Below are 25,851 nucleotides of genomic sequence, written 5' to 3'. Positions count from 1 at the left end.
CTGCTGGACGGCGGCGACACGGCGGCGGTGCTGGCCCGGCTGCGCGCCGAACCCGCCGTCGAGCTGGCCGAGCCGCTCGGCGCCGGAGCACGGCCGTGAAACGCCTGCTCGCCGCCCTGCTGACGCTGGCGCTGGCCTGCTGCGCCCTGCCATGCGGGGCCGGCGCCGGCGCCGGCGGCGACACCGGCGCCAGGGCGGCGCGCCAGGTGCTGGTGATGCTGCGCATGCCGCCGCCCCACTTCCGTCCCGACAGCGCCTACGGCAGCGGCTACGCCGACGACGGCAGCCGCGCCGCGCGCCGCCGCCAGGCCGCGGAACTGGCCGCCGCCCACGGGCTCAGGGTGGTGGACGACTGGCCGATGCCGGCGATCGGCATCGACTGCTTCGTGATGGAAGATGCCGACGACGTCCCGCTCGAGCGCGTGCTGGACGCCCTCGCCCACGATCCGCGCGTGGCCTGGGCCCAGCCGGTCAACACCTACCATGGATTGGACGGTGATCCGCTGTATGCGGTGCAGCCGGCGGCGCGCGCCTGGCACCTGGCCGAGCTGCACCGCGCCGGCACCGGCCGCATGGTGATGGTGGCGGTGGTGGACAGCGGCGTCGACGGCGACCATCCGGACCTGGCCGGCCAGCTGGCGCTGCGCCAGAACTTCGTCGACGGTGTGCCGGATGTCGCCGAAGCGCATGGCACCGCGGTTGCCGGCATCGTTGCCGCACGCGAAGGCAATGGGGTCGGTATCGCCGGGATCGCCCCGCAGGCCAGGCTGATGGCCCTGCGCGCCTGTTGGGAAACGGCAAAACAGGAAACGCTCTGCAACAGCTTCACGCTGGGCAAGGCCCTGCATTTCGCGCTGCTGAACGGGGCCCGCATCATCAACCTCAGCCTGGGCGGCCCGGCGGACCGCCTGTTGCAGACCCTGATCGACGCCGCCCTGGCGCGCGGCATGGCGGTGGTCGCCGCGGTCGATCCGCTGCGACCAGACGGCGGCTTTCCGGCCTCGCAGCGCGGCGTGATCGCGGTGGCCCAGGCCGGCGACCGGCATGCCCTGCCGCCCGGCGCCCTGCGCGCCCCCGGCGCCGACATCCCCACCACCCTGCCCGGCGCGCGCTGGGGCCTGGTGTCGGGCTCCTCGTATGCGGCGGCCCATGTGGCCGGGCTGGCCGCGCTGGTGCTCGAGCTGCGGCCGGGCACCGCGCCCTTGCAACTGCGCAGCATGCTGGCGCCGCCGCTGCACACCGCCCTGGCCGCGCACGATGCTGATCGGGAGCAGGAGCAAACTGGTAGCATAGACGCATGCGCGACCATTGCGCGCGCCGCCGGAGCATGCGTTTGCCGATGTCCCCAGACCACCGCCATCACCGCCAATGCTTCTCCCTGACGGCCGCCTGCCTGGGCCTGGGCCTGGTTTGCGCGGCCGGCCCGGCGTGCGCCCAGACCAGCGGCAGCCTGGGCCTGGTGTCCGAGTACGCGGTGCGCGGCATCTCGCTGAGCGGCGGTCGTCCGGCCCTGCAGCTGCGCATCGACCATGACATGGCGGACGGCTGGTATGCGGGCGGCTTCGCCTCGCCGGTCAAACTGGGCAACGACGGCCGCCAGGCCGGCCTGATCGTCTACGGCGGCCGGGCCGGCAGCCTGCCGTCCGGCCTGTCCTGGGACGCCGGCCTCAGCCGCGCCGTCTTCCTGCGCAGCCATGAGTACGACTACACCGAATTCCATGCCGGCATCGCGCTGGACCAGGCCAGCGCCAGCCTCTTCGTATCGCCCGCCTATTACGGCAACGAGCCCAGCGCCTATCTCGACCTGAACGCCTTCCATCCCCTCGGCGAGAGGCTCAGGCTGACCTTCCACGCCGGGCTGCTGCACCGCTTCGGCGCCTACGCGGGGCCGCGCGACCACGCCGACCTGCGCCTCGGCCTGGCCGCCACCTTCGGCGACTGCACCGTGCAGCTCGGCTGGCAGACGCTGCTGCGCGCCGGCGGCAACGCGCCACGCGCCCGCGCCCTGTCCGGCAGCGTCGGCATCCGCTTCTGATTGAACCTTTGGCGGACAGAAGGGCATAAACACCTGCCCTTCCTTCGATTCGTCCTGACAGGAGCAATCATGAACCTTCATTCCAGAGCGACCGCCTGCCTCAGGGCAGGCCTGTTCGGCGCCGGTCTCGCCATCGCCCTCGCCTCCTGCGGCGGCGGTGGCGGCGACGGCGGCAGTTCCATGCAGATGAACCCGCCCCCGGTCACGCCCACCATCGCCGGCGCCTTCGCCACCCGGACCCTGGTGGCGGACAGCGGCAGCGGCGCCGAACACCTCGACGGCCATCTCGTCAATGCCTGGGGCCTCGTCTTCAATCCGACTGGCTTCGTCTGGGTGGCGAACAACGGCAGCGCCACCTCGACCCTGTACGACGGCAACGGCGTGCCCCAGACCCTGGTGGTCGCGATTCCGCCGGGCAGCGCCGGCACCTCCAGCCCGACCGGCATCGTCTACAACGGCAGCACCAGCTTCCAGGTGACCCAGAACGGCGTGAGCGGGGCCAGCGCCTTCATCTTCGCCACCGAGAACGGCACGTTGTCGGGCTGGTCGCCGGCGGTCAACCGCAACAACGCGGTGCTGGCGGTCGACACCGGCGCCAGCGGCGCGGTCTACAAGGGCCTGGCGATCGCCAACTACGCCGGCGCCAACTACCTGTACGCGGCGGACTTCCGCAACGCCCGGGTCGACGTCTACGACGCTGGCTGGAACCGGGTGACCCTGCCCGGCGGCGCCTTCGCCGATCCCAACCTGCCGGCCGGCTACGCGCCCTTCGGCATCCAGGCCATCGGCGGCCGCATCGTTGTCGCCTACGCCCAGCGCACCACCGGCAGCATCGACGAAACCAAGGGCGCCGGACTCGGTATCGTCGACGTCTTCGATGCCAGCGGCGCGCTGGTGAAGCGGCTCGTCACCGGCGGCGCATTGAACGCGCCCTGGGGCCTGGCGATGGCGCCGGCCAATTTCGGCGGCGCCAGCAACATGCTGCTGGTGGGGAATTTCGGCGATGGGAAAATCAATGCCTACAATGCCGACACCGGCGCCTTCGCCGGCACCCTGATGCGCGCCGACGGCAGCGCGATCGTGATCGACGGCCTGTGGGGCATCGCCTTCGGCAACGGCGTCAACAACCAGCCGGCGAACACCCTGTTCTACACCGCCGGCCCCGGCGACGAGGCGCATGGCGCGTATGGCCGCATCGATGCTCAGTGAAGCCCGTCAGTGAAGCACGCGCGGCCCCACCGCCTGGGCGATGTGGTCGACCAGTGAGCCAGGCTCGACCGGCTTGGCGAGGTAGTCCGTGAAGCCGGCCTGGATCGCCCGGTTGCGGTCGTCCTGGCGCGTGAACGCGGTCAGGGCGATGGCCGGGATGGCGCCGCCGGCGCCGGCCGAACGGCGCCGGACGCGGCGCATCAGCTCGAAGCCGTCGACGTCGGGCATGCCGATGTCGCTGACGATCACGTCCGGCCGCTCGCGCTCCAGCAGCGCGAGGGCGGTGCCGGCGCTGGAGGCGGCCATGGTGGTGGCGCCGCTCTGGTGCAGGATCTGCTGCAGCACGTCGAGGGTGTCCTCGGCATCGTCCACCAGCAGCACCTTGACGCCCGCCAGGCCGCCCTGCCCCGGCGCGTGCGCCGGTTCCGCGCGAGCAGCCGCCGGCGCCGCCGCGGCTTCCGGCTCGGCCAGCGGCAGGCGCAGCGTGAAGGTGGYGCCGGCATGCGAGCCCGCGCTGACGACGTCGATGGTGCCGCCATGCAGCTCGACCAGCTGGCGCGCGATCGACAGGCCCAGGCCCAGGCCGCCGTGCCTGCGGGTGATCGACGCATCCTGCTGGCGGAAGCGGTCGAACACGTAGGGCAGGAATTCGGGCGCGATGCCGATGCCGGAATCGGTCACGCGGATCACGACGTCCTGGCCTTCGCGACCCATCAGCACATGCACCATGCCGCCGCTCGGCGTGAACTTGACCGCATTCGACAGCAGGTTCCACATCACCTGCTGCAGCCGGCCGGGGTCGCCCAGCACGGTACCGATGCCGCGCGCGACGTCGACACGCAAATCGATGCGCTTGGCCACCGCGGCCGGATACACGGTGCCGAGCGCCGCCTCGATCACCTTGTCCGGCTCGATCAGCTGCACGTCCAGGCGCAGGTTGCCGGAAATGATGCGGCTCATGTCGAGCAGGTCGTCGATCAGCTGGGCCTGGGCGCGCGCATTGCGCTCGATGGTTTCGAGGCCGCGCTTGAGGGTCGCCTCGTCCCTGACGCCGCGCTGCAGCATGCTGGCCCAGCCGAGCACGGCGTTGAGCGGCGTGCGCAGCTCGTGCGAGAGGGTGGCCAGGAATTCGTCCTTCAGGGCGCTCAGGCGCTCGGCCTCGTCGCGCGCGGCGCGCTCGCGCGTGAGCAGCTCCTGGCGCTCGGCGGCGGTGGCCTGCGAGATCGACAGCACGCGCGCATTCGCCTCCAGGCGCGCATCGAACACGGACGCCAGCAGGGCGAAGCCGAGCACGCCGAAGGTCGCGATCACGACCAGGGTCGCCAGGCCGTCGTGGTTGACGCCGCCCTTCGCGGCCATGCAGACCGAGTCCAGCGGGAAGCTGGCGGCCGCCATGCCGGTGTAGTGCATGCCGACGATGGCCACGCCCATCACCACCGCCGCACCCACGCGCGGCAGCCACACGTTGGGGGCGTTACGGCGCAGCCGGAAGGCGATCCACAATCCCAGGCCGGACGCGGCGATGGCGATCGCCACCGACAGCGCGAACAGCCAGGGATCGTAGACGATGCCCGGCTCCATGCGCATGGCGGCCATGCCGGTGTAGTGCATGGCGTTGATGCCGATCCCCATCAGCACGGCGCTGGCGGCCAGGCGCTTCTTCCCCAGCTCGCCGCGGCTGACCTGCCACAGGGCCAGGCCGGAGGCGGCGATCGGCAGCAGCAGCGAGACCAGGGTCAGCGAGAAATCGAAGGCGATCGGGATCGGCAGGCGGAAGGCCAGCATGCCGACGAAGTGCATGGCCCAGATGCCCGAGCCCATGGCGATGGCGCCGCCGACGATCCAGGCGGCGACGGCGCGGCCGCGCGACTGGCTCACGCGGCCCGCGAGGCTGAGCGCCGCATAGGAGGCGGCGATCGCGACCAGGATCGAAACCAGGACCAGCGGTGTTTCGTAGTGTCCAGTCAGCATCGTCGAAGCCCGTTGGAGGACTGAAGGCCGGAGCAGGCTGCGCCAGGCAGCGCTCCACGGAAGAAGTCTGCCCCCAGTATGCTACGACTTCCTCCGGTTCGGCGACACAAGAAACGTCCGAGTCGAATTGTTACGACTATGAAACAATTTCGTCTATCGTGCTGGCGCGCCCGTGTGCTAGCCCGCAAGCACCCCCGCCCGCTCGAGCATCGCATGTAGCAGCACGTTGCAGCCGGCCTCCAGGTGGGTCGGCTGGGCGTCCTCGATCTCGTTGTGGCTGATGCCGTCCTTGCAGGGCACGAAGATCATGCCGGCCGGGGCCAGGCGCGCCACGTAGATCGCATCGTGGCCGGCGCCGGACACCACGTCCATGGTCGAGTAGCCGAGCTTCGCGGCGGCATTGCGCACCGCGCCCACGCAATCCGGGTGGAAGGGGCAAGGCGGATAGTAGGACACGCGCTCGAGCTGGATCTTCGAGCCGGTCTCCCTGGCGCTGCGTTCGACGAAGGCGGTGATCTCCTCGTGCATGGTGTTCAGGAGTTCGTCGTTCACGTTGCGCAGGTCGATGCTGAACTTGACCCGGCCCGGAATCACGTTGCGGCTGTTCGGGAATACCTGCACCATGCCGACCGTGCCGCGGCCATACGGCGGATAGCGGTTCGCGATCGCCACCGTCTCCTGCATGATCCTGGTCGCGACCTGCAGCGCGTCGCGGCGCAGGTGCATCGGGGTCGGGCCGGCATGCGCCTCCATGCCTTCGACCGTGCAGTCGTACCACGACAGGCCCATCACGGCCGGCACCACGCCGATCACCTTATCCTCGTCTTCCAGCACCGGGCCCTGCTCGATATGGGTCTCGAAGTAGGCGCCGATCGGGTGCTCGCCCGGGGTCTGTTCTCCCTGGTAGCCGATGCGCGCCAGTTCCTCGCCGACGCTCAGTCCGTCGACGTCGCGCGCGGCATAGGCCGTCTCCAGGCTGAAGGCGCCGCAGAACACGCCCGAACCCATCATCACCGGCACGAAGCGTGAGCCTTCCTCGTTGGTCCAGAACGCAACCTCGATCGGGGCCTCGGTTTTTATTCGAAGGTCGTTCAGGGTACGCACCACCTCGAGCCCGGCCAGCACGCCGTAGTTGCCGTCGAACTTGCCGCCGGTGGGCTGGGTGTCGATATGGCTGCCGGTGACGATGGGCGGCAGCGCCGGATTCGTACCTTCGCGGCGCATGAAGACGTTGCCGATCCGGTCTACCGTGATGCTCAGGCCTGCTTCCTGCGCCCACTGGACCACCAGGTCGCGGCCCTGGCGGTCGAGGTCGGTGAGGGCCAGGCGTTTGACGCCGCCCTTGTCGGTGGCGCCGATGCGGGCGAGGTCCATCAGGGAGGTCCAGAGGCGGGAGCCGTTGATGCGGAGTTCGTTCATGGTGATCCTTCGGATTCGTATCGCTGGATGTAACGGAGAACTGGCTAACGTCGTCACCGCGAAGGAGGGGACGACGTTCGGGCGTTGGCGGTGCTGTTCGCGTTCACGCAGCGGCTGCGGTCGTGGCCGTAAACGCCGGCCGTTCAAGGTAACGACCAGCCCCCTCTTCCGCCCGCAAATCGCCCTGCGCATACGCCACCTTCCCCGCCGCCACCGTATGCGTCGGCACCCCGCGGACGGTCCGCCCCTCGAACACATTGAACCCACCCTTCGAATGCTGGGTCGCCGCCGACAGCGTGCGCGTCGCCTCCGGATCCCACACCACGATGTCGGCATCGGCGCCCACCTGCACCACGCCCTTGCGCGGGTAGATGTTGAAGATCTGCGCCGCGTTGGCCGAGGTCACGCGCACGAATTCGGACGGGGTCAGGCGCCCCGTGTTGACGCCGGCGTCCCAGACCACGGCCATGCGCTCCTCGACCCCGCCGCAGCCGTTGGGAATCCGCGTGAAGTCGTCGGCGCCCATCGCCTTCTGCTCGGCGCAGAAGGTACAATGGTCGGTTGCCGTGGTGTGCAGGTTCCCGCCCTGCAGGCCCTGCCACAGCGCGGTCTGGTGGTGGCTGGAGCGGAACGGGGGACTCATCACGAAGGCGCGCGCGAAGGCGGGATCGGGATTGCTGTAGACGCTGTCGTCGATCACCAGGTGGCCGGCCAGGGCCTCGCCATACACGCGCTGGCCGTGGGCGCGGGCGCGCGTGATGGCTTCCAGCGATTCGGCGCAGGACACGTGCACGATGTAGACCGGGGTGCCGAGCACGCCGGCGATGGCGATCGCGCGGTTCGCCGCCTCGGCTTCCACCGCCGGAGGACGTGACAGCGGATGCGCTTGCGGTCCGCGGATGCCCTTGGCCAGCAGCTCGCGCTGCAGCTGGTAGACCAGCTCGCCGTTCTCCGCATGCACGGTCGGAATCGCGCCGAGTTCGAGCGCGCGGCGGAAGCTCTTCACCAGGGTCTCGTCGTCGGCCATGATCGCGTTCTTGTAGGCCATGAAGTGCTTGAAGCTGTTCACGCCATGCTCGCGCACCAGCGTGCCCATGTCTTCGTGCACCGACTCGTCCCACCAGGTGACGGCGACGTGGAAGGTGTAGTCGGCGGCCGACTTCTTCGCCCAGCCGCGCCAGGTGTGGAAGGCGTCCATCAGCGGCTGCTTCGGATCGGGGATCACGAAGTCCATGATGGTGGTGGTGCCGCCGGCCAGCGCGGCCGCGGTGCCGGTATAGAAATCGTCGGCGGTGACCGTGCCCATGAAGGGCAGCTGCATGTGGGTATGGGTGTCGATCCCGCCCGGCATCACGTACTGGCCGCCGGCATCGATCACGCTTGCATTTGCAGGCGCTTCGAGATTCTCGCCGACGGCAACGATCTTGCCGCCTTCGCACAGGACGTCGGCACGGAACGCCCGGTCGGCGTTCACGACGGTACCACCGCGGATCAGTACACTCATACATATCTCCTGTAGGGTGGGCACCCCGTGCCCACGTGGTCAGTCCAGCGAGCGGGCGGGCGCCATCGCAGGCACCGCCCTGCCCTTCATCATCAGGCCGTACACCACCGCGGCGATCGCGATGCCGACGAACCATGCATAGGTGTACAGGGTCTTGAAGGTGGCGCCGACGCCGGGGAAGGCGTCCGGGAAGGCCGCGTTCAGGAAGCCCGGGATGTTCGGCAGCACGCCGGCGACGAAGGCCACGATGGCGGCCGTGTTCCAGCCGCTCCGGTAGGTATAGATGCCGTCGTCGCGGTAGAGCTGATCGACCGCCAGCTCGGTCTTGCGGATGAAGTAGTAGTCGATGATCAGGATGCCGGCGATCGGTCCGAGCAGGGCCGAATAGCCGGTCAGCCAGATGAAGATGTAGTTCTCGGTCTTCTCGAGTATCTTCCACGGCATCATGGCCAGCGCGATGCCGGCGGTGATGTAGCCGCCGACGCGGTAGGAGATGCGCTTCGGCGACAGCGCCGAGAAATCGTAGGCGGGGCCGACCATGTTGGCGGCCAGGTTGACGCTGGCGGTATCGATCAGCAGGATCAGCAGCGCCACCAGCACCCCGGCGCCGGTCATGCGGCTGGAAACGTCGACCGGGTCCCACAGCGCCTTCCCGTACAGGACGACGGTGGCCGAGGTGACGGTCACGGCCAGCGCCGCCAGCAGTGCCATCGGCAGCGGCAGGCCGAGCGACTGGCCGACCACCTGGTCGCGCTGGGTCTTCGCGAAGCGGGTGAAGTCGGGAATGTTCAGCGCCAGCGTGGCCCAGTAGCCGATCATCGCGGTCAGCGAGGGCCAGAACACGGACCAGAACATCCCGGCCTTCGGTCCGCCCGGGGCGAACTGCGAAGGCTGGTCCAGCAGCGGGCCGAAGCCGCCGACCTTGTCGTAGACCCACCACAGCAGCAGGAAGCAGATCGCGATCTTCAGCGGCGCGGTATAGGTTTCGAGCTTGCGGATCGAATCCATGCCGTGCACGATGAAATACATCTGGATCGCCCAGAAGCCCAGGAAGCAGCCCAGCTGGCCGGCATTGATGCCCAGCCCCGGCAGCTTGTCGCCGCCGATCGGGGCGCCGAGCAGCACGCCCAGCAGCGTGTAGATCATGCTGCCGCCGAACCAGGTCTGGATGCCGTACCAGCCGCAGGCGACCACGGCGCGCATCAGCGCCGGCAGCCGCGCGCCGCGCGTGCCGAAGGAGGCGCGCGCCAGTACCGCGTAGGGAATCCCGTACTTGGTGCCGGCGTGGCCGATCAGGAGCATCGGCAGCAGCACGATCACGTTGGCGGCGAACACCGTCATCACCGCCTGCCAGGCCGACATGCCGCCCTCGATCAGGCTCGACGCCAGCATATAGGCGGGTATGCTGATCACCATGCCGACCCACAGGGCGGCAAAGTGATACCAGCGCCAGGTGCGCTGGGCGGCGCCGGTCGGTGCCAGGTCGTGGTTCCAGAGGTCGGGGTGTGCGGCTGGGTCCATGCTCATCGGGTCGTTCTCCATCGGGACGTAGGGTGGGCGGCCTTCGCCCACGCGAATGGCCACATGATGCCACCATTCGCGTGGGCAGGATATGCCCGCCCTACGCGCTCACCTCCGCCCTGGGATTGCGCGGATCCTTCGTCCAGTTCATGTAGGGCAGGCCGGTCGGCTGGGGCACCATCGTGATGCAGTTCTCGACCGGGCAGGTGATTTCGCACAGGTTGCAGCCCACGCACTCGGAGGGCTTGACCTCGTAGCGCCTCGCTTCTCCCTCCACCAGCCGCGCGATCGCCTGGTGCGAGGTGTCTTCGCAGGCCACGTAGCACTTGCCGCACTGGATGCACTTGTCCTGGTCGATGCTGGCGATGACCTGGTAATTCATGTCCAGGTATTTCCAGTCGGTCGTATTGGCCACCGCCTTGCGCGAGAAGGCGGCGATGTTCTCGTAGCCCTTGCTGTCCATCCAGCGCGACAGCCCGTCCTTCATCTCCTCGACGATGCGGAAACCGTGCAGCATGGCGGCGGTACAGACCTGGACCGAACCGGCGCCCAGCGCGATGAACTCGGCGGCATCGCTCCAGCTGCCGATGCCGCCGATGCCCGAGATCGGCAGCCGGCTGGTGAGCGGATCGCGCGCGATCTCGGCCACCATGTTCAGCGCGATCGGCTTCACCGCCGCGCCGCAATAGCCGCCGTGGGTACTTGCGCCCCCGACGATGGGATGGGCCACCATGCGGTCGAGATCCAGGTGGGTGATGGAATTGACGGTGTTGATCAGCGAGACCGCGTCCGCCCCGCCCGCCAGCGCCGCCCGCGCCGGCGCGCGCACGTCGGTGATGTTGGGCGTCAGCTTGACGATGACCGGCAGCCGCGTATAGGTCTTGCACCAGCGCGTGACCCGCTCGATCAGGTCCGGCTGCTGGCCCACCGCCGCGCCCATGCCGCGCTCGGGCATGCCGTGCGGGCAGCCGAAGTTCAGTTCGATGCCGTCGGCGCCGGTGGCTTCGACCAGCGGCAGGATCTCGCGCCACGGCGCCTCTTCGCAGGGCACCATCAGCGAGACGATCATGGCGCGGTCCGGCCATGCCTTCTTGACCGCGGTGATCTCTTCCAGGTTGATGGCCAGGCTGCGGTCGGTGATCAGCTCGATGTTGTTGAAGCCGATGACTTCGCGGTTCTTGCCGTGCAGGGCCGAGTAGCGCGAAGAGACGTTGACGGCCGGCGGATCCTCGCCCAGCGTCTTCCACACCACGCCGCCCCAGCCGGCCTCGAAGGCGCGCACCACGTTGTAGGCCTTGTCGGTCGGCGGCGCCGAGGCCAGCCAGAACGGGTTCGGGGACTTGATGCCGCAGAAATCGATGCTCAGGTCGGCCATGCTGCCTCCGCTTTGGATAGGATGTCGTTGTGGATGGCCAGCGCGGCCAGCTTGCCGTGCTGGACCGCCTGCACCGTCAGGTCCTGGCCGGGTGCGACGCAATCGCCGCCCGCGTACACGCCCGGCAGCGCGGTGCGGAAATGGGCGTCGACGCGGATCTTGTCGCGCTCATGCTCGAGCTCATTTTCCAGCCCCGGTGCCAGCGGATCGGCCAGCGCGGCCATGCCCTGGCCGATCGCCTTGAACACGGCGTCGGCCGCGATCTCGATGATCGCGCCGGTGTTCACCAGGCGTCCGTCTTCGAGCCGGGTCTCCTCGAAGCGCATGCCGCGCACGCGGCCGTCCCCGTCGAGCAGGACCTCGAGCGGCGCAGCCCAGGTACGGATGCGCACGAAATGGGTCTTGGCGATCTCGATCTCGTGGCCAGTCGCGCTCATGGCCTCGAAACCGCGCCGGTACACCAGCGTGACCTCGTCGGCGCCCAGGCGCTTGAGCTGCACCGCCATGTCGATCGCGGTATTGCCGGCGCCGATCACGATGGCGCGGCGCGGCACCGGCAGCGCGGCCAGGTCGCTAGCCTGGCGCAGGGTGGCGATGTAGTCGACCGCCGCCATCAGGCCGGGCGCGTCTTCACCGGTCAGGCCCAGGCGGCGGCTGGCGGCCAGGCCGAGGCCGAGGAAGACGGCATCGAAGCAGGCGTGCAGGTCGGCCAGCTGCAGATTGTCGCCCAGAGCCTGGCCGTAGTGGATCTCGATGCCGCCGATCGAGAGCAGGAACTCGACCTCCTGCTGGGCGAAGTCGCCCGGCAGCTTGTACTTGGCGATCCCGTACTCGTTCAGGCCGCCCGGCTTCTCGCGCGCCTCGAACACGACCACGCCGTGGCCCAGCATCGCCAGCCGGTGGGCGCAGGCCAGCCCGGCGGGACCGGCGCCGACCACGGCGATGGTCTTGCCGGTGCTGGGTGCGCGCTGGAAGGGATGGCCCTTGAATTCGGCGTTGTCGATCGCATGGCGCTGCAGCAGGCCGATCCTGACCGGCTGTCCTTCGGCGTCGTGGTTGCGCACGCAGGCGTCCTCGCACAGGATCTCGGTCGGGCACACGCGCGCGCAGCTGCCGCCGAAGATGTTCTGCTGCAGGATCTTGATCGCCGCGCCTTCGATATTGTGGTCGTGGATGTTGCGGATGAAGCTGGCGACGTCGATGCCGGTCGGGCAGGCGCGCATGCAGGGTGCGTCGTAACAGTAGAGGCAGCGCGCGCTTTCGATGGCGGCCTGGCGCGCGGTGAGCGGCGGCGCCAGGTCGGTGAAGCGCTCGGACAATGCGCTGTGCGTGCCGCCTGCTGGCGGCAGGTAGTGGAGTGACTCGATCATGTGCATCCCTTTTTGTTTGAGTACTTCGTACTGCGGGAAATGCTGGCAAGTCCCCGTCGCCCCCGCGAAGGCGGGGGTCCAAGTTCGATTAGCCGTCGAAACGCATGCAAACTTGGGTTCCCGCCTGCGCGGGAACGACGGGCTAACGATGCTTACTTCATCTGCGGAAACGCGAACTCCACCCCGCTACTCGCGGTATTCGGCCAGCGCTGCATCACCGCCTTGTGCCGCGTATAGAACCTCACCCCCTCCGGCCCATAGGCATGGTGATCGCCGAACAGGCTCTTCTTCCATCCGCCGAAGCTGTTGAAGGCCATCGGCACCGGCAGCGGTACGTTCACGCCGACCATGCCCACCTGTACCTGTCGCACGAATTCGCGGGCCACGCCGCCGTCGCGGGTGAAGACGGCGACGCCGTTGCCGTATTCGTTCCTGTTGATCAGCTCCAGCGCGCTGCCGACGTCCGGCATGCGCACCACGCACAGCACCGGGCCGAAGATCTCTTCCCGGTAGATGCTCATCTCGGGCTGCACGTGGTCGAACAGGGTGCCGCCGACGAAGAAGCCTTCCTCGCGGCCGGCCACCTTGAAGCCGCGGCCGTCCACCACCAGGGTCGCGCCCTGCTCCACGCCTTCGCCGATCAGCTTCTCGATGCGCTGCTTGGCCGCCAGGGTCACGACCGGGCCCATCTCGGCGCCCTGCTCCATGCCGTCGCCCACCTTCAGCGCCCTGGTGCGTTCGGCGAGGCGCTCCATCAGCTTGTCGCCGGCGTCGCCGATCGCCACCGCCACCGAGATCGCCATGCAGCGCTCGCCGGCCGAGCCGTATGCGGCGCCGATCAGGGCGTCGACGGCCATGTCCATGTCGGCGTCCGGCATCACCACCATGTGGTTCTTGGCGCCGCCCAGCGCCTGCACGCGTTTGCCGGCCGCGCTGCCGCGGGCGTAGATGTATTCGGCGATCGGGGTCGAGCCGACGAAGCTGACGGCCTGCACGTCCGGATGGTCGAGGATGGCGTCGACAGCAAGCTTGTCGCCCTGGACCACGTTGAACACGCCGTCCGGCAGCCCTGCCTCCTTCAGCAATTTCGCATGCAGCAGCGACGCCGAAGGATCGCGCTCCGAGGGCTTCAGCACGAAGGTATTGCCGCAGGCGATGGCGACCGGGAACATCCACATCGGCACCATCACCGGGAAGTTGAAGGGGGTGATGCCTGCGACCACGCCGAGCGGCTGGCGCATCGACCAGGCGTCGATGCCGCGTGCGATCTGGTCGGTGAATTCACCCTTCAGCAGTTGCGGGATGCCGACCGCGAACTCGACCACCTCGATGCCGCGCGCCACCTCGCCCTGGGCGTCGGCGAAGGTCTTGCCGTGCTCGCGCGTCACCAGCGCGGCGAAGTCGTCGACGTGCTGCTGGCACAGCTGCAGGTATTTGAAGAGCACCCGTGCGCGCGCCAGCGGCGGGGTCGCGGCCCAGGCCGGGAAGGCCGCGTGGGCCGCGGCCACGGCCGCGTTCACGTCGTCGGCCGAGGCCAGCGCCACGCGTGCGCAGGGCTGGCCGAGCGCCGGGTTGTAGACGTCGGCATAGCGGCCGCCGCCCTCCACGCCTTCGCCATTGATGAAGTGTTGGATGGTCTCGTTCATGATGTGCTTTATTAGTCCAGGTTCCGGAGTACGTCGGCCAGCTTGCCGAACAGCTCGTCGATATGTTTTTTCTCGAGGATCAGCGGCGGCGACAGGGCGATGATATCCCCCGTCGTGCGGATCAGGATGCCGTCCGCGAAGGCCTTCTTGAACGCGGCATAGGCGCGCGCGCCCGGCTTGCCGGCGATCGGCTCCAGCTCGATGCCGGCCACCAGGCCGATGGTGCGGATGTCGATCACGTGCGGCAGCCCGCGCAGCGAGTGCACCGCATCTTCCCAGTAGGGCTGGGTCGCCTTCGCGTTTTCCAGCACGCCCTGCTCCTTGAAGACTTCGAGGGTGGCGATGCCGGCCGCGCAAGCCAGCGGGTGGCCGGAATAGGTGTAGCCGTGGGCCAGTTCGATGCCCGGCGGCGCTTCCATGAAGGTATCGTGGATGAATTTTTTCGAGAACACGGCGCCCATCGGCACGGTGCCGTTGGTGATGCCTTTCGCGGTGGTGAGCATGTCCGGCTCGACGTCGAAGTAGTCGGCCGCGAACGGCGTGGTCAGCCTGCCGAAGCCGGTGATGACCTCGTCGAAGATCAGCAGGATTCCGTACTTGCTGGTGATCTCGCGCAGGCGCTTCAGGTAGCCCTTGGGCGGCACCAGCACGCCGGTGGAGCCCGACACCGGTTCGATGATCACGGCGGCAATCGTCGACGGGTCGTGCAGGGCGACGATGCGCTCCAGCTCATCGGCCAGCTCGGCGCCGAAGTCCGGCTCGCCGCGCGAGAAGGCATTCTTCAGCAGGTTGTGGGTGTGCGGCAGGTGGTCCACGCCGGGCAGCAGCGGGCCGAAGTTCTTGCGGTTCGGGCCGATGCCGCCCACCGACAGGCCGCCGAAGCCGACCCCGTGGTAGCCACGCTCGCGGCCGATCAGCCGGGTACGTCCGCCCTCGCCGCGCGCCTTATGGTAGGCCAGCGCGATCTTCAATGCGGTATCGACCGCTTCCGAACCGGAGTTGGTGTAGAACACGTGGCCGAACTTGTGGCCCGTATACTCCATCAGCTGCTCGGCCAGGTCGAAGGCGGCCGGGTGGCCCATCTGGAAGGTGGGCGCGAAGTCGAGCTGGCCGACCATTTCGCTGACGGCGGCGACGATCTTCGGCTGCGCATGCCCGCAGGGCACGCACCACAGGCCGGCGGTACCGTCGAGGATGGCATTGCCGTCGACGTCCTTGTAGTACATGCCTTCCGCCGACACCAGCAGGCGGGGGTTGGCCTTGAAGTCGCGGTTGTTCGTGAACGGCATCCAGAACGACGACATCGACTGGGGCTTTGACTGGTTCATGCGGCTCTCCCAAAAGATTTACCAATTGGCAAAATCATCGTGCAATAATAGTCAGCAAGACAACGGCGGCACATATACACAACCGGCGAAATCGGCCAACCGTACTGGTAGCATAACCTGTACAGTTGCCGGCGTCGCACCGAAGGAGTGGACCATGGCTGGGACTGGGGAAGACCTGCGCGCGACGAAAGCCGACCCGGCCTGGCCGGCGCTGCCGATCGACCGCCAGCGCCGCGGCAGCCTGGTCGACCAGATCGTCGCGGCGATCTCCGGGATGGTAAATCGGCGCGAACTGCGGGTCGGCACCAAAATGCCCTCGGTTCGACAATTCGCAAAGGTCAACGCCGTCAGCACCTTCACGGTGGTCGAGTCCTACGACCGCCTGCTGCACCTGGGCGTGCTGTCCTCGCGCCGCGGTTCCGGCTTCTTCGTCGCCCGCGGCCCCGACGCCACATCACCGCCCTGCCCCACCGCCTTCACGGGCAACCTGTCCGCGGCGGTCGACGCCCTCACGCCCGACCTGTATTCCGGCCAGTCCGATGCGCTGCCGGTCGGCGCCGGCTGGCTGCCGCCGGAGTGGTATGGCGAATCGACGATCCTGGACGCGGTGCGCCACGCGATGAAGATCCCGGCCGGCCGCCTGCGCGGCTATGGCCACCCTCTCGGTTTTCCCTCGCTGCGCCAGCACCTGGCCCACACCCTGTCGGACGAGCTGTGCGCGGTCGAAGCGGAACAGCTGCTGCTGACGAATGGCGCCACCCACGCCTTCGACCTCGTGCTGCGCACCCTGACGCGCCCCGGCGACGTGGTGTTCGTCGAGGATCCCGGCTATAGCAACCTGCTGGCCCTGGTGCGCCACCACGGCTGCGTCCCGGTCGGCATTCCGCGCGGCGCGGCCGGGCTGGACATGGAGGCGCTGGCGCGCGAAGCGGAGCTGCATCATCCCAAGCTCATGTTCGTCAACACGGTGCTGCAGAATCCCCTCGGCACCTCGCTGTCGCAGGCCCAGGCCCACCGCCTGCTGGCGCTGGCCGAAGCCTTCGATTTCTGGCTGGTCGAGGACGACATCTACCGCGAGCTGGCCGCCCCCGGCGAAGCCTCGCTGGCGGCGATGGACGGCCTGCGCCGCGTGATCCGCATCGGCAGCTTTTCCAAGACTTTGTCGCCGGTGCTGAGGGTGGGCTCGATCTGCGCCTCCGGTTCGCTGATCCCGGAACTGGTGCGGGTCAAGATGCTGACCGGGCTGACGACTTCGGAGGTCAACGAGCGCGCCGTGTTCGATGCGATCTGCAGCCGCGCCTACCGGCGCCAGACCGAGCGCCTGGCCCAGCAACTGATCGAGGCCGGCGAGCGCGCGCAGGAAAAGCTGGTCGAGGCCGGCCTGCAGCCGCTGGCGCGCCCGCGCGGCGGCATGTTCGTCAGCGCCGGCTGGACGTCTCCCGCCACCGCGGAGCGCAACGGCAGGACGATCGCCGAACGCGCCCTGCGCGCCGGCATCCTGCTGGCGCCCGGCGAATTCTTCAGCCTTCGGCCGCCGCAAACGCCCTGGTTCCGCTTCAACGTCGCTTATGCGCACGAGCCGCTGCTGCTCGACTTCCTGCGCGCCCAATCTTGACAAGGATGGCCATGACCACGCCCACGAACACGATCACGTCTGCCAACGACACCATGCCCGGCAAAAGAGTCCAGCATCGCGAGGAGGTCGAGGGCGCGATCCTGCGCGAAGCCGTGCGTCTGTTCGCCGAACGCGGCTTCGAGGGCACGCCGATCCAGGAAGTCGCCGAGCGCGCCGGCCTTTCGAAGCAGAACCTGATGTACTACTTTCCGACCAAGCAGGCGCTCTACGAACGCGTGCTGGACGACGTGCTGGACGACTGGCTGGCGCGCATGGCCAGCCTGGCCGACCCCGGCCAGGATCCGGCCGACGTGCTGCGCGCCTACGTCGCGGCCAAGCTGCGCTTCTCGCGCGAGCAGCCGCTGGCCTCGCGCGTGTATGCGATGGAAGTGATCGGCGGCGCCAAGCTGTACGGCGCGCAGATCCGCGAGCGCGTGGTGCCGCTGCTGCGCCAGGACATCGCCGTGTTCGAGCGCTGGATCGCGGACGGGCGCATCGCGCCGGTCGACGCCACCCACCTGCTGTTCGCGGTATGGGCCATGACCCAGTCCTACGCCGACTTCGCGGCGCAGATGACCCTGGTGCTGGGCCGGAACGAGCTGACGGGACAGGACTTCGAGGATGCCGAACGCGTGATCACGGCGATGGTCCTGTCCCTCGTGCGCGGCAGACGCGCTACCTGAGCCCTGTCGCGTTCTTCAGGCCGGGCACGAATTCGGCGCCCTGCCTGACCTCGGCGGTGGACGCCTTCAGGGCGTCGCCGATCGGCTCCGCGCGCCCGCCCAGGCAGGGCGCAAGGAAGTTTTCGGAGACGGCGTTGAAGGCGATGCTGTTGACCGGCCGCGCGAATCCGTGGCCTTCGTCCGGGAACACGACGTAGGTCACCGGGATGCGCCGCGCATTCATCGCCGCGACGATCTGGTCGGATTCGCGCACATTCACCCGCGGGTCGTTCGCGCCCTGCCCGATCAGCAGCGGCTTCGAGATCTTGTCGGCGAAGTTGAGCGGCGAGCGTTCCTTCAGCAGCGCGCGGCCTTCCTCGGTGGTCGGATCGCCCATGCGCTTGTAGAACTGCTGCTTGAACGCCTCCCAGTACGGCGGAATGGTCTCCAGCAGCGTGAACAGGTTCGAGGGGCCGACGATGTCGACGCCGCAGGCGAAGGTGGTGGGTGTGAAGCTCATGCCGGCCAGGGTCGCGTAGCCGCCGTAGGAGCCGCCCATGATGGCGACCTTCTCGCGCGTGGTGACGCCGCTCCCGACCGCCCAGTCGACGGCATCGAGCAGGTCGTCGTGCATCTTGCGGCCCCACTGCAGGTCGCCCTTCGAGATGAAGGCCTTACCGAAGCCGGTGGAGCCGCGGAAGTTCACCGACAGCACCGCGTAGCCGCGGTTGGCCAGCCACTGGTGGAAGGCATAGTAGCCGTATCGGTCGCGTCCCCATGGGCCGCCGTGCACCAGCAGCACCATCGGCACCGGGCGCGCGGCCTTGCCGTTGGCGTCCGCGCCGGCGGCCTTCGGCAGCGACAGGTAGGACACCAGGGTCAGGCCGTCGCGCGAGCGGATCTCCTGCGGGAACATGGCGACCAGCGGCGCGCCTTCCAGTTCGGGGCGCGAGGTGAACAGCTTGCTGAGGCGCTTGCCCTTGCGCTCGTAGAGCCAGGTCGCGGCCGGCGCCGAGACCGGGTCGGCCATGACCACCCATTTGCTGTCCGCATCGTCGCGCGAGCGGATCGTCAAGTCGCCCTTCACGTGCTCCTTCAGCCAGGTCAGGTCGGGCGCCACCGCGCGGTCGAGCGGCACGTAGTCGCGCTTCAGGTATTCGAGCTCGTAGGCCTGGGCGCGCCCGGTGCGCGGATCGAACAGGGCCGCACCGATGTCGGCGCGCGCGTCCTGGGCCACGACCCTGGTTGCGCCGGTGGCGATGTCCTGGGCCACCAGCGCCGCCGTGTCGCGGCCGCGCGAGTCGCTCCAGTACAGGGTCTTGCCGTCGGTCGTGAAGCCCTGCGGCGAGGTGGTCAGCGCATCGTCCAGGTCGACCTTGACGAAGGGCGTCTCCTCGGCCTTGCCCCTGTCCTTGCCCATGGCCAGCCGGTAGTAGTCGATGCCGCCATCCTTGCGCGACTTGCTGGCCACGCGCAGGTTCAGCTGCTCGTCCGCGAACAGGTCGCCATAGTCGTCGACGTTCTTGTAGACGAGGCTCAGCTTGCCGCTCTTCAGGTCCAGGCTGTAGGCGTCGTGCCAGCGCGGGTCGCGGTTGTTGATGCCGACGAGGATGCGGTCCTTGACGTGGCGGCTGATGTTGATGATCTGGACCCGGGTCTTCTCGAAAGGCGTGAACAGGGTCTGCTTGCCGCTGGCGATGTCGACGCCGTACAGCAGGAAGTTCTCGTCGCCGCCCTTGTCGTTGATGAACAGCAGCGACTTCGAATCCGGCGCCCAGTACACCGTGCGGATCGGCCGCGTCTTCTCCGCGGTCAGCGGCCTGGCTTCGTTGGGCGCGCCGATCGGCGCCACCCACACGTTCAGCACGCCGTCGCGCGGGGCGATCCACGACAGCCACTTGCCGTCCGGGCTGATGCTGCCGGCGGTCTTGCTGGGATTGCCGAACAGTTTGGCGCGCTCGATCAGCGGGACCTCGTTGTTGACGGGCGGGTTGGCAGATGCGGCCGCGCCCTGGGCAAGCACGGCGGGCGTGAAACTGAGGGCGAAACATGCAAGCAGAATAGTGCGCAGCATAGTGACCTCGCGACAGGGATGAAAAGCCATCCTAGCCAGATCGGGCCTTGGAAGAAAGACAATTTTCCGGCGTGTTGTCAATACTCGACAGTGCTAGACTAGCAAGCTTTCCCGATTCCGAGATCCGCCATGCCCACGATCCATCTCCCCACCATCGAGACCGCCCGCCTCAGGCTGCGCCCGCTGCTCGAGGCCGACATCCCGGCGCATTACGCCGTCTTCTCCGATTCCGACGTGGCGCGCTACTGGAGCCGCGAACCCTGGACCGACATCGTCCAGGCCGAGGAATCGATCAAGGCCATCCTGGCCGCGCAGGCGGACGGCAGCGAAGCCCGCTTCGGCATCGAGCTGCTGTCCACCGGCGAATTGATCGGCAACGTGGGCCTGCACCACTTCTTCGGATCGAACCGCCGCTGCGAGATCGGCTATGCGCTCGGCAGCCGCCACTGGGGCCAGGGTTATGCGACCGAAGCGCTGCGCGCGGCAATCCGGCACGGCTTCGAGGCCCTGGACCTGAACCGCATTGAAGCCGACATCGACCCGCGCAATATCGGCTCGGCGCGGGTCCTGGAAAAGCTCGGCTTCAGGAAGGAAGGCTTCATGCCCGAACGCTGGTTCGTGTTCGGCGAGTTTGCCGATACGGTCAACTACGGGCTGCTGAAGCGTTACTGGGACGAGGCCTGAGAGGCCCCGCTGGCGGGATTCATCCAGACCAGGTTCCACAAATGGCCATCGATGTCCTCGAAACCCTGGGTGACCATGAAGCCATGGTCTTCCAGCGGATGCGGGCTGCGGCCGCCGACGGCGACGGCCTTCTCCACCAGGCCCGCCACTTCGTCGCGGGTCTCGCACATCAGGCAGATGATGACTTCGTTGGCTTCCTTCGCCTGCACCACCGGCTTGTCGATCAGGCTCTTGAAGAAGGCTTCGGTGGTCAGCATGGCGCTGATCTTGTCCTTCTCGATGACCACCATCGCCGCGCTCTCGTTGGACATGTTCGGGTTGAAGCCGAAGCCGAGGCTGGCGAAGAAGGCCTTCGATTTTTCCAGGTTCTTGACGGGCAGGTTGAAGATGACTTGCTTGCTCATGATGTTGTCTCCTTGTCGATTGCGGGTTGAAGCGCTCAAGCCTGGGGCGCCATCCACACCAGTTCCCAGATGTGGCCGTCCAGGTCTTCGAAGGCGTGGGCGTACATGAAGCCGTGGTCCTGCGGCGGGCGCGGGGTGAGGCCCCCGGCGGCGACGGCCTTCGCCACCAGGCCGTCGACCTCTTCGCGGCTCTCGCAGCTCAGGCAGACCAGCACCTCGGTCGCCTCCTTCGCCTGCACGATCGGCTTGTCGATGAAGGTCTTGAAGAAGGGTTCGGTCAACAGCATCGCGTAGATGCTGCCCTCCGCGATGACCATGCAGGCCCCGCTCTCGTTGCTGAACTGCGGGTTGAAGCTGTAGCCGAGCGCGTTGAAGAAGGCCTTGGACTTGTCCAGGTCCTTGACCGGCAGGTTGACGAAGATCTGCTTGTTCATGACATCCCCATGTTGAAAGGTGAGTGAGAAATCGGCCCTACATTTCGACGACGAACGATGATGAACGAAATCGACAAGCGTCTGAAAATATTTTTTACCAGACCGCTTCGGTATTGCGCCAGGCCGGCAAGGCCTGCACCCGCTCCAGCCAGGCCAGCAGATGCGGGTACTCGTCCAGCGGCAGGCGGGCGCGTTCGCGGTACATCAGCGGGGCGGCCACCGCATAGTCGGCCAGGGTGACGCCCTCCCACACCAGCCAGCGGCGGGTCGCCAGGTGCCTGTCCAGCACGGCGGCCCCCCGGGCCAGGTCGGCGGCGCCGCGCGCCAGCTCGTTAACGTCGGCATCCTGCCCGGTCACCGCCTTCTTCCACACGTTTTCCCAGGCGATCACGCCGATCGCCGGCGAGAAGTGCTGGCAGGCCCAGAACATCCAGCGGTTGACGTCGGCGCGCGCCAGCGGGTCCTGCGGATAGACAGTCTGGCCCGGCTTGCTGTCGGCCAGGTATTGCATGATCGCGCAGGATTCCCACAGCACGAATCCGTCGTCCACCAGCACCGGGATCTTGTTGTTGTCGTTGACTTCGCCGAGTCGGCGGCGGTCGGCCTCGCTCATCAGGTTGCATTCGATGAGGTCGAGCTGGATGCCGAGGTGGTCGGCCGCCATCAGTGCGCGGCGGGCGTTGGACGAAACCGGGTGGTAGTAGAGCTGCATTGCCGTCTCCTTACGGGTTGAGAATGCGGCAATGTTAGCGACGAGCCATGACAGATCCTGTCAGGAATGATCGGGAATGTCGTACATCGTCCGCCACTGTTTCAGCAGGGCGTGGCGCGGCGTCGGATAGCGTTCGCCGCCCAGCTCGGCGTGCACGATGCGGTCGACGCGGAAATGGCGGATGGCGTCGCGCAGCTCGCACCAGGCCGCCATCACGCGGCGCTCCTGGAAGAAGGCAAGCGCGAACGGCCACACCAGGCGCTCCGAGGGCGTGCCCTGCTCGTCGCGGTAGGCGATATGCAGCTTGCATTGACGCCGGATCGCTTCGCGCGCCGGCTGCACGAAGACATCCGGCTGGGCATTGGCCGGCGCCACCGGCACCCACAGGCTGGTCTCGGCCATGTGGTCGCGCAGGTCGCGCGGAGTGGCGGTCGCGATCTTCGCCAGCGCGCGCCTGGCGGCCTCGCTCAGGCCGGCATCGCCCTGGTGACTCACCCAGCGCGCGCCCAGCACCAGCGCTTCCAGCTCGTCGGCGTCGAACATCAGCGGCGGCAGGAAGAAGCCGCTGCGCAGCAGGTAGCCGACGCCGGCCGATCCATCGACCGGCGCGCCGAGCTGGGCCAGGCTCTGGATGTCGCGGTAGATGGTGCGCTCGGACACGCCCAGGCGTTCGGCCAGGGTCGCGGCCGTGACCGGGCGGCGGCTGCCGCGCAGGGTATCCATCAGCTGGAACAGGCGGCCGGTGCGGGTCATGGGGCGTCCGGCAGCAGCAGGAGCAGGTCGGTCGCGCCGACATCGATGCCCATCTGCGAAAACAGGGTGGTCGCCTGCCCGCGATGATGGGTCTGGTGATTGAAGACGTGCAGGAGCACGTCGCCGAGGACTTTCCTGCTCGGGATGCCCCTGGTCGACGTCCATTCGAAGGCTTCGCCCAACCGGGCCGGCGTGACTTCCGCGCAGAACGCGATGATCGCTTCATCCAGCATGGCCCGGAGTCCGGCCAGTTCGGCCAGGGTGTCGCGCAGCGGCGTGTTCGGGAAGCCCGGCGGCGGCAGCTGCTCCACGCACTTCAAGGACGCGAGATCGGGCAGGTAGCGGGCAATCCGCTTGAACCAGAGAATATCGCCGATCGCGATATGGTTGAGGGTGCCGAAAACCGAGCCGAAAAACGCGCCCCGGTCGCGCCGCAGCTCTTCCTCCGGCAAGGCGGCGGCCGCGTCATACAGCTTGCCGTTCATCCATTGGTTGTACGAAGCTAGCTGCGAAAAACAGGTGTTGGTGGTCATGGCGTGGGGGAAATATTCCGAGTTTGCAATACTACAATATCCTTCCATTTATCTGTCTGCATGACCGGTCATCCCATGTTTACTGCATTTCGTCGGAGCATGCTGGAACCGCGCTGCGAGCGGGATTACAGTGATTCCATCGAAGCACAACACAGGAGTCCCGAACCATGAAAAGCGCCAACTTCAAAACCTTCTGCGACAGCATGGAAGACGTCGCCCACGACATCGTCCGCGCCTGCCGCCGCGGCGCCCGCACCATCGCCGCCATGCCCTGGCCGGCCATGCTGGTCTGCTGCATCCTGCTGGCTTTCGTGATCAGCATCCTGCCGCTGGCCCTGTTCCTGTTCGTCCTGTTCATGGCCGTCAAGGTCGTGGCCGGCGCCTTCGTGATCGACCGCCGCCGCAGCGTGCGCGAGCAGTAAGGAGAAGTATCATGCGTGCCAGCCAGATCAATTCCGGGCTCGATTTTTTACGCGATGCCTTCCGCGAAGCCAGCGTGCTGTGGTGGCGCTTCTTCGACTGGCTCGCCGTGGTCGAATGGCGCCAACTGGCGCTCACCTGGTTCCTCGCCCTGATGGTCTGCGTGCCGCTGAACGTGCCCGAGCCGGCGGTCTGGTACGTCATCGTTTCCTTCGGCGTGAAGGTGCTGGCCGGCGGCAAGCGCAGGGCCGAGCTGGTGGCGAAGGAAGCGACCATGCAGGCGAATGTCGCCACCCTCGAACGCCGCCTGATGGAGGCGCAGATGGCGGCCCTGCAGGCCCAGGTCGAACCCCACTTCCTGTTCAATACCCTGGCCCTGATCGGCCAGCTGATCGAGACCGATCCGCCGGAAGCGGCGCGGGTGCACGCCCACCTGATCGAGTACCTGCGCTCGACCCTGCCGCAGATGCGCGCCCGCGACGGCGGCACCCTCGGCAAGCAGGTCGAGCTGTCGAAGGCCTACCTGGCCATCATGCAGGCGCGGATGAAGGAGCGGCTGAACGTGCGCTTCGAGGTCCCGATGTTCCTCGGCAGCGCGCCCTTCCCGCCGATGATGCTGCAGACCCTGATCGAGAATTCGATCAAGCATGGCCTCGAGCCGAAGATCGCCGGCGGCACCGTGACTGTGCGCGCCTATGTCGACGGCGCCACCCTGCACGTCGAAGTCTGCGACGACGGCGTCGGCATCGACCCGCACGCCGACGACGGCATCGGCCTGGCGAATATCCGCGAACGCCTGCAGCTGCTGTACGGCGACAAGGCCGAGCTGGTGATCCAGATGCCGCCAAGCGGCGGCGCCTGCGCCCTGATCAAGCTGCCCTACAAGATGATGGAGACCGCATGAGCATTGAGCGCGCGCTGACCGCCATGATCGCCGACGACGAAGCGCCGATGCGCGACCTGCTGCGCGCGCGCCTGGCCGCCGTCTGGCCCGAACTGCGCATCGTCGCCGAGGCGGCCAACGGCGTCGAAGCCGTCGCCCTCGGCGAGCAGCACAAGCCCGACATCGCCTTCCTCGACATCCGCATGCCGGGCATGAGCGGCATCGAGGCGGCGCGCCAGCTGTACCGGCGCTCGCACATCGTGTTCGCCACCGCCTACGACCAGTACGCGCTGGACGCCTTCGAACAGGGCGCCCTCGACTACCTGCTCAAGCCGGTGAGCGCGGAGCGCCTGGCCACCACCTGCGCGCGCCTGCAGACGCGCCTGAAACTGCACGCGCCCGCCCAGCCGGATATCGGCCAGCAGCTGGCGAAGCTTACCTCGCTGCTCGAAAACAAGGGCTCGTCCCAGCCGAAGACCGGCTACCTGCGCTGGATCCAGGCCCAGGTCGGCTCCAGCCTGCGCATGGTGAGCACGCGCGAAGTGCTGTTCTTCCAGTCGGACGAGAAGTACACGCGGGTGCAGACGGCCAGCGCCGAATTGCTGATCCGTAAAACACTGAAGGAACTGGCCGAAGAGCTCGACCCGGACGAGTTCTGGCGCATCCACCGCTCGACCCTGGTGCGCGTGGACGCCATCGGCGAAGTCACGCGCGACCTGCGCGGACGCCATATGCTGAAGCTGCGCGGCCATCCCTTCGAGCTCGAGGTGAGCCGCAATCACACCTATCTGTTCCAGCAGATGTGAATCGCAGCGGCGCGCTGGTAGGATTGGCACCTCCCCTTTCATGAAGGAGCTGCCATGTCATCGATTGCGATTCCCTGCCTGCGCTACCGCGACGCGGCCGCCGCCATCGACTGGCTGTGCGAGGTCTTCGGCTTCGAATGCCAGCTGGCGGTGCCCGGCAGCGACGGCGCCATCGCCCATGCCCAGCTGACCCTGGACGGCGGCATGATCATGCTCGGTTCGGTTCGGTCAGCAGCGAAGGCGAATACGGACGCCTGCTGGCCCAGCCGGACGAGATCGGCGGCCGCGAGACCCAGACCGTCTACCTGCGGGTGCAGGACGCCGACCGCGTCTGCGAACGCGCCCGCGATGCCGGCGCGACGATCCTGCAGGAGCCGGCCGACACCGAGTTCGGCAGCCGCGGCTTCCTGTGCCGCGACCGCGAAGGCCATGTGTGGAATGTCGGCACCTACGACCCGTGGCAGGCCGGGGCGCTGTTCGACAAGCCCTGAAC

General features: G+C 67.8%; 23 protein-coding genes and 1 pseudogene. 10 read left to right on the top strand and 14 right to left on the bottom strand.

Annotated elements, in window-relative coordinates; translation table 11 throughout:
• Positions 1-95 precede the first annotated feature (95 nt).
• The 3 genes from AB4Z32_RS13330 to AB4Z32_RS13320 all read left to right on the top strand — a co-directional run bounded on the left by AB4Z32_RS13330 (position 96) and on the right by AB4Z32_RS13320 (position 3,244).
• Positions 96-1,382, top strand: coding sequence for a S8 family peptidase (locus AB4Z32_RS13330; RefSeq protein ID WP_442122326.1), 1,287 nt, complete (start codon positions 96-98; stop codon positions 1,380-1,382).
• On the top strand, positions 1,340-2,035 hold the full coding sequence (locus tag AB4Z32_RS13325; protein WP_442122325.1) for a TorF family putative porin: 696 nt from the start codon (positions 1,340-1,342) through the stop codon (positions 2,033-2,035). The genes AB4Z32_RS13330 and AB4Z32_RS13325 overlap by 43 nt, the downstream gene beginning before the upstream one ends.
• Positions 2,036-2,104: 69 nt before the next feature.
• Positions 2,105-3,244, top strand: a complete 1,140-nt coding sequence (locus tag AB4Z32_RS13320) for a TIGR03118 family protein (protein ID WP_442122324.1) — start codon at positions 2,105-2,107, stop codon at positions 3,242-3,244.
• A gap of 6 nt (positions 3,245-3,250) precedes the next feature.
• On the opposite strand, the gene AB4Z32_RS13315 is transcribed toward AB4Z32_RS13320, so the two are convergent.
• The 8 genes from AB4Z32_RS13315 to AB4Z32_RS13280 all read right to left on the bottom strand — a co-directional run bounded on the left by AB4Z32_RS13315 (position 3,251) and on the right by AB4Z32_RS13280 (position 15,378).
• The gene (locus AB4Z32_RS13315; protein ID WP_442122323.1) at positions 3,251-5,215 is read right to left on the bottom strand and encodes an MHYT domain-containing protein; all 1,965 of its coding nucleotides are present in this window, start codon (positions 5,213-5,215) and stop codon (positions 3,251-3,253) included.
• Between the two features lie 177 nt (positions 5,216-5,392).
• A complete protein-coding gene (locus AB4Z32_RS13310) occupies positions 5,393-6,634 on the bottom strand; it encodes a Zn-dependent hydrolase (protein ID WP_442122322.1) in 1,242 nt (413 codons plus the stop codon).
• Positions 6,635-6,737: 103 nt separating this feature from the next.
• Positions 6,738-8,138, bottom strand: a complete 1,401-nt coding sequence (gene hydA, locus AB4Z32_RS13305; RefSeq protein WP_442122321.1) for a dihydropyrimidinase — start codon at positions 8,136-8,138, stop codon at positions 6,738-6,740.
• Positions 8,139-8,177: 39 nt separating this feature from the next.
• Entirely contained in the window at positions 8,178-9,665 is a 1,488-nt protein-coding gene (locus AB4Z32_RS13300) for an NCS1 family nucleobase:cation symporter-1 (RefSeq protein WP_442122320.1), read from the bottom strand.
• 94 nt (positions 9,666-9,759) lie between these two features.
• Positions 9,760-11,034: an NAD-dependent dihydropyrimidine dehydrogenase subunit PreA gene (preA, locus tag AB4Z32_RS13295; protein ID WP_442122319.1), complete on the bottom strand. Its 1,275-nt coding sequence runs from the start codon at positions 11,032-11,034 to the stop codon at positions 9,760-9,762.
• Positions 11,022-12,404: an NAD(P)-dependent oxidoreductase gene (locus AB4Z32_RS13290; protein WP_442122318.1), complete on the bottom strand. Its 1,383-nt coding sequence runs from the start codon at positions 12,402-12,404 to the stop codon at positions 11,022-11,024. Before AB4Z32_RS13290 ends, preA begins: the two co-directional genes overlap by 13 nt.
• A gap of 152 nt (positions 12,405-12,556) precedes the next feature.
• The gene (locus tag AB4Z32_RS13285; protein WP_442122317.1) at positions 12,557-14,050 is read right to left on the bottom strand and encodes a CoA-acylating methylmalonate-semialdehyde dehydrogenase; all 1,494 of its coding nucleotides are present in this window, start codon (positions 14,048-14,050) and stop codon (positions 12,557-12,559) included.
• Between the two features lie 11 nt (positions 14,051-14,061).
• Positions 14,062-15,378, bottom strand: a complete 1,317-nt coding sequence (locus AB4Z32_RS13280) for an aspartate aminotransferase family protein (protein WP_442122316.1) — start codon at positions 15,376-15,378, stop codon at positions 14,062-14,064.
• A 154-nt stretch (positions 15,379-15,532) separates the two neighbouring features.
• On the opposite strand from AB4Z32_RS13280, the gene AB4Z32_RS13275 reads away from it, so the two are divergent.
• Together AB4Z32_RS13275 and AB4Z32_RS13270 are read left to right on the top strand one after the other, a co-directional pair.
• On the top strand, positions 15,533-16,993 hold the full coding sequence (locus AB4Z32_RS13275; protein ID WP_442122315.1) for an aminotransferase-like domain-containing protein: 1,461 nt from the start codon (positions 15,533-15,535) through the stop codon (positions 16,991-16,993).
• A gap of 11 nt (positions 16,994-17,004) precedes the next feature.
• Entirely contained in the window at positions 17,005-17,676 is a 672-nt protein-coding gene (locus tag AB4Z32_RS13270; RefSeq protein ID WP_442122314.1) for a TetR/AcrR family transcriptional regulator, read from the top strand.
• On the opposite strand, the gene AB4Z32_RS13265 is transcribed toward AB4Z32_RS13270, so the two are convergent.
• Positions 17,669-19,729, bottom strand: a complete 2,061-nt coding sequence (locus AB4Z32_RS13265) for a S9 family peptidase (RefSeq protein WP_442122313.1) — start codon at positions 19,727-19,729, stop codon at positions 17,669-17,671. The two genes, AB4Z32_RS13270 and AB4Z32_RS13265, sit on opposite strands and share 8 nt — an antisense overlap.
• A gap of 129 nt (positions 19,730-19,858) precedes the next feature.
• Between AB4Z32_RS13265 and AB4Z32_RS13260 the strand changes: the two genes are divergently transcribed.
• Positions 19,859-20,413, top strand: coding sequence for a GNAT family N-acetyltransferase (locus AB4Z32_RS13260; RefSeq protein WP_442122312.1), 555 nt, complete (start codon positions 19,859-19,861; stop codon positions 20,411-20,413).
• Here AB4Z32_RS13260 and AB4Z32_RS13255 read toward each other — a convergent pair.
• The 5 genes from AB4Z32_RS13255 to AB4Z32_RS13235 form a co-directional block, all read right to left on the bottom strand.
• Complete coding sequence (locus AB4Z32_RS13255) at positions 20,395-20,817, bottom strand: VOC family protein (RefSeq protein WP_442122311.1); 423 nt, start codon at positions 20,815-20,817, stop codon at positions 20,395-20,397. The two genes, AB4Z32_RS13260 and AB4Z32_RS13255, sit on opposite strands and share 19 nt — an antisense overlap.
• A gap of 35 nt (positions 20,818-20,852) precedes the next feature.
• Positions 20,853-21,251 (bottom strand): VOC family protein, encoded by a 399-nt coding sequence (locus AB4Z32_RS13250; protein ID WP_442122310.1) that lies wholly within the window; start codon positions 21,249-21,251, stop codon positions 20,853-20,855.
• 94 nt (positions 21,252-21,345) lie between these two features.
• Positions 21,346-21,963, bottom strand: coding sequence for a glutathione S-transferase family protein (locus AB4Z32_RS13245; RefSeq protein WP_442122309.1), 618 nt, complete (start codon positions 21,961-21,963; stop codon positions 21,346-21,348).
• Positions 21,964-22,023: 60 nt separating this feature from the next.
• Complete coding sequence (locus tag AB4Z32_RS13240) at positions 22,024-22,716, bottom strand: helix-turn-helix transcriptional regulator (RefSeq protein WP_442122308.1); 693 nt, start codon at positions 22,714-22,716, stop codon at positions 22,024-22,026.
• Positions 22,713-23,249, bottom strand: a complete 537-nt coding sequence (locus AB4Z32_RS13235; RefSeq protein ID WP_442122307.1) for a DinB family protein — start codon at positions 23,247-23,249, stop codon at positions 22,713-22,715. The genes AB4Z32_RS13240 and AB4Z32_RS13235 overlap by 4 nt, the downstream gene beginning before the upstream one ends.
• A 167-nt stretch (positions 23,250-23,416) precedes the next feature.
• On the opposite strand from AB4Z32_RS13235, the gene AB4Z32_RS13230 reads away from it, so the two are divergent.
• The 4 genes and pseudogenes from AB4Z32_RS13230 (at position 23,417) to AB4Z32_RS13215 (ending at position 25,849) form a co-directional block, all read left to right on the top strand.
• On the top strand, positions 23,417-23,671 hold the full coding sequence (locus tag AB4Z32_RS13230; protein ID WP_442122306.1) for a hypothetical protein: 255 nt from the start codon (positions 23,417-23,419) through the stop codon (positions 23,669-23,671).
• An 11-nt stretch (positions 23,672-23,682) separates the two neighbouring features.
• Complete coding sequence (locus tag AB4Z32_RS13225; protein WP_442122305.1) at positions 23,683-24,573, top strand: sensor histidine kinase; 891 nt, start codon at positions 23,683-23,685, stop codon at positions 24,571-24,573.
• Entirely contained in the window at positions 24,570-25,358 is a 789-nt protein-coding gene (locus tag AB4Z32_RS13220; RefSeq protein ID WP_442122304.1) for a LytR/AlgR family response regulator transcription factor, read from the top strand. Before AB4Z32_RS13225 ends, AB4Z32_RS13220 begins: the two co-directional genes overlap by 4 nt.
• A 54-nt stretch (positions 25,359-25,412) precedes the next feature.
• Positions 25,413-25,849 (top strand): annotated as a pseudogene (locus tag AB4Z32_RS13215) (VOC family protein).
• The last annotated feature ends 2 nt before the right edge of the window (positions 25,850-25,851 follow it).

The organism is Massilia sp. 2TAF26, assembly GCF_052115005.1.
Taxonomy (GTDB): domain Bacteria; phylum Pseudomonadota; class Gammaproteobacteria; order Burkholderiales; family Burkholderiaceae_D; genus Telluria.
Note: the sequence above shows the minus strand (reverse complement) of the source record. Positions and strands in the feature narration are given on the sequence as shown.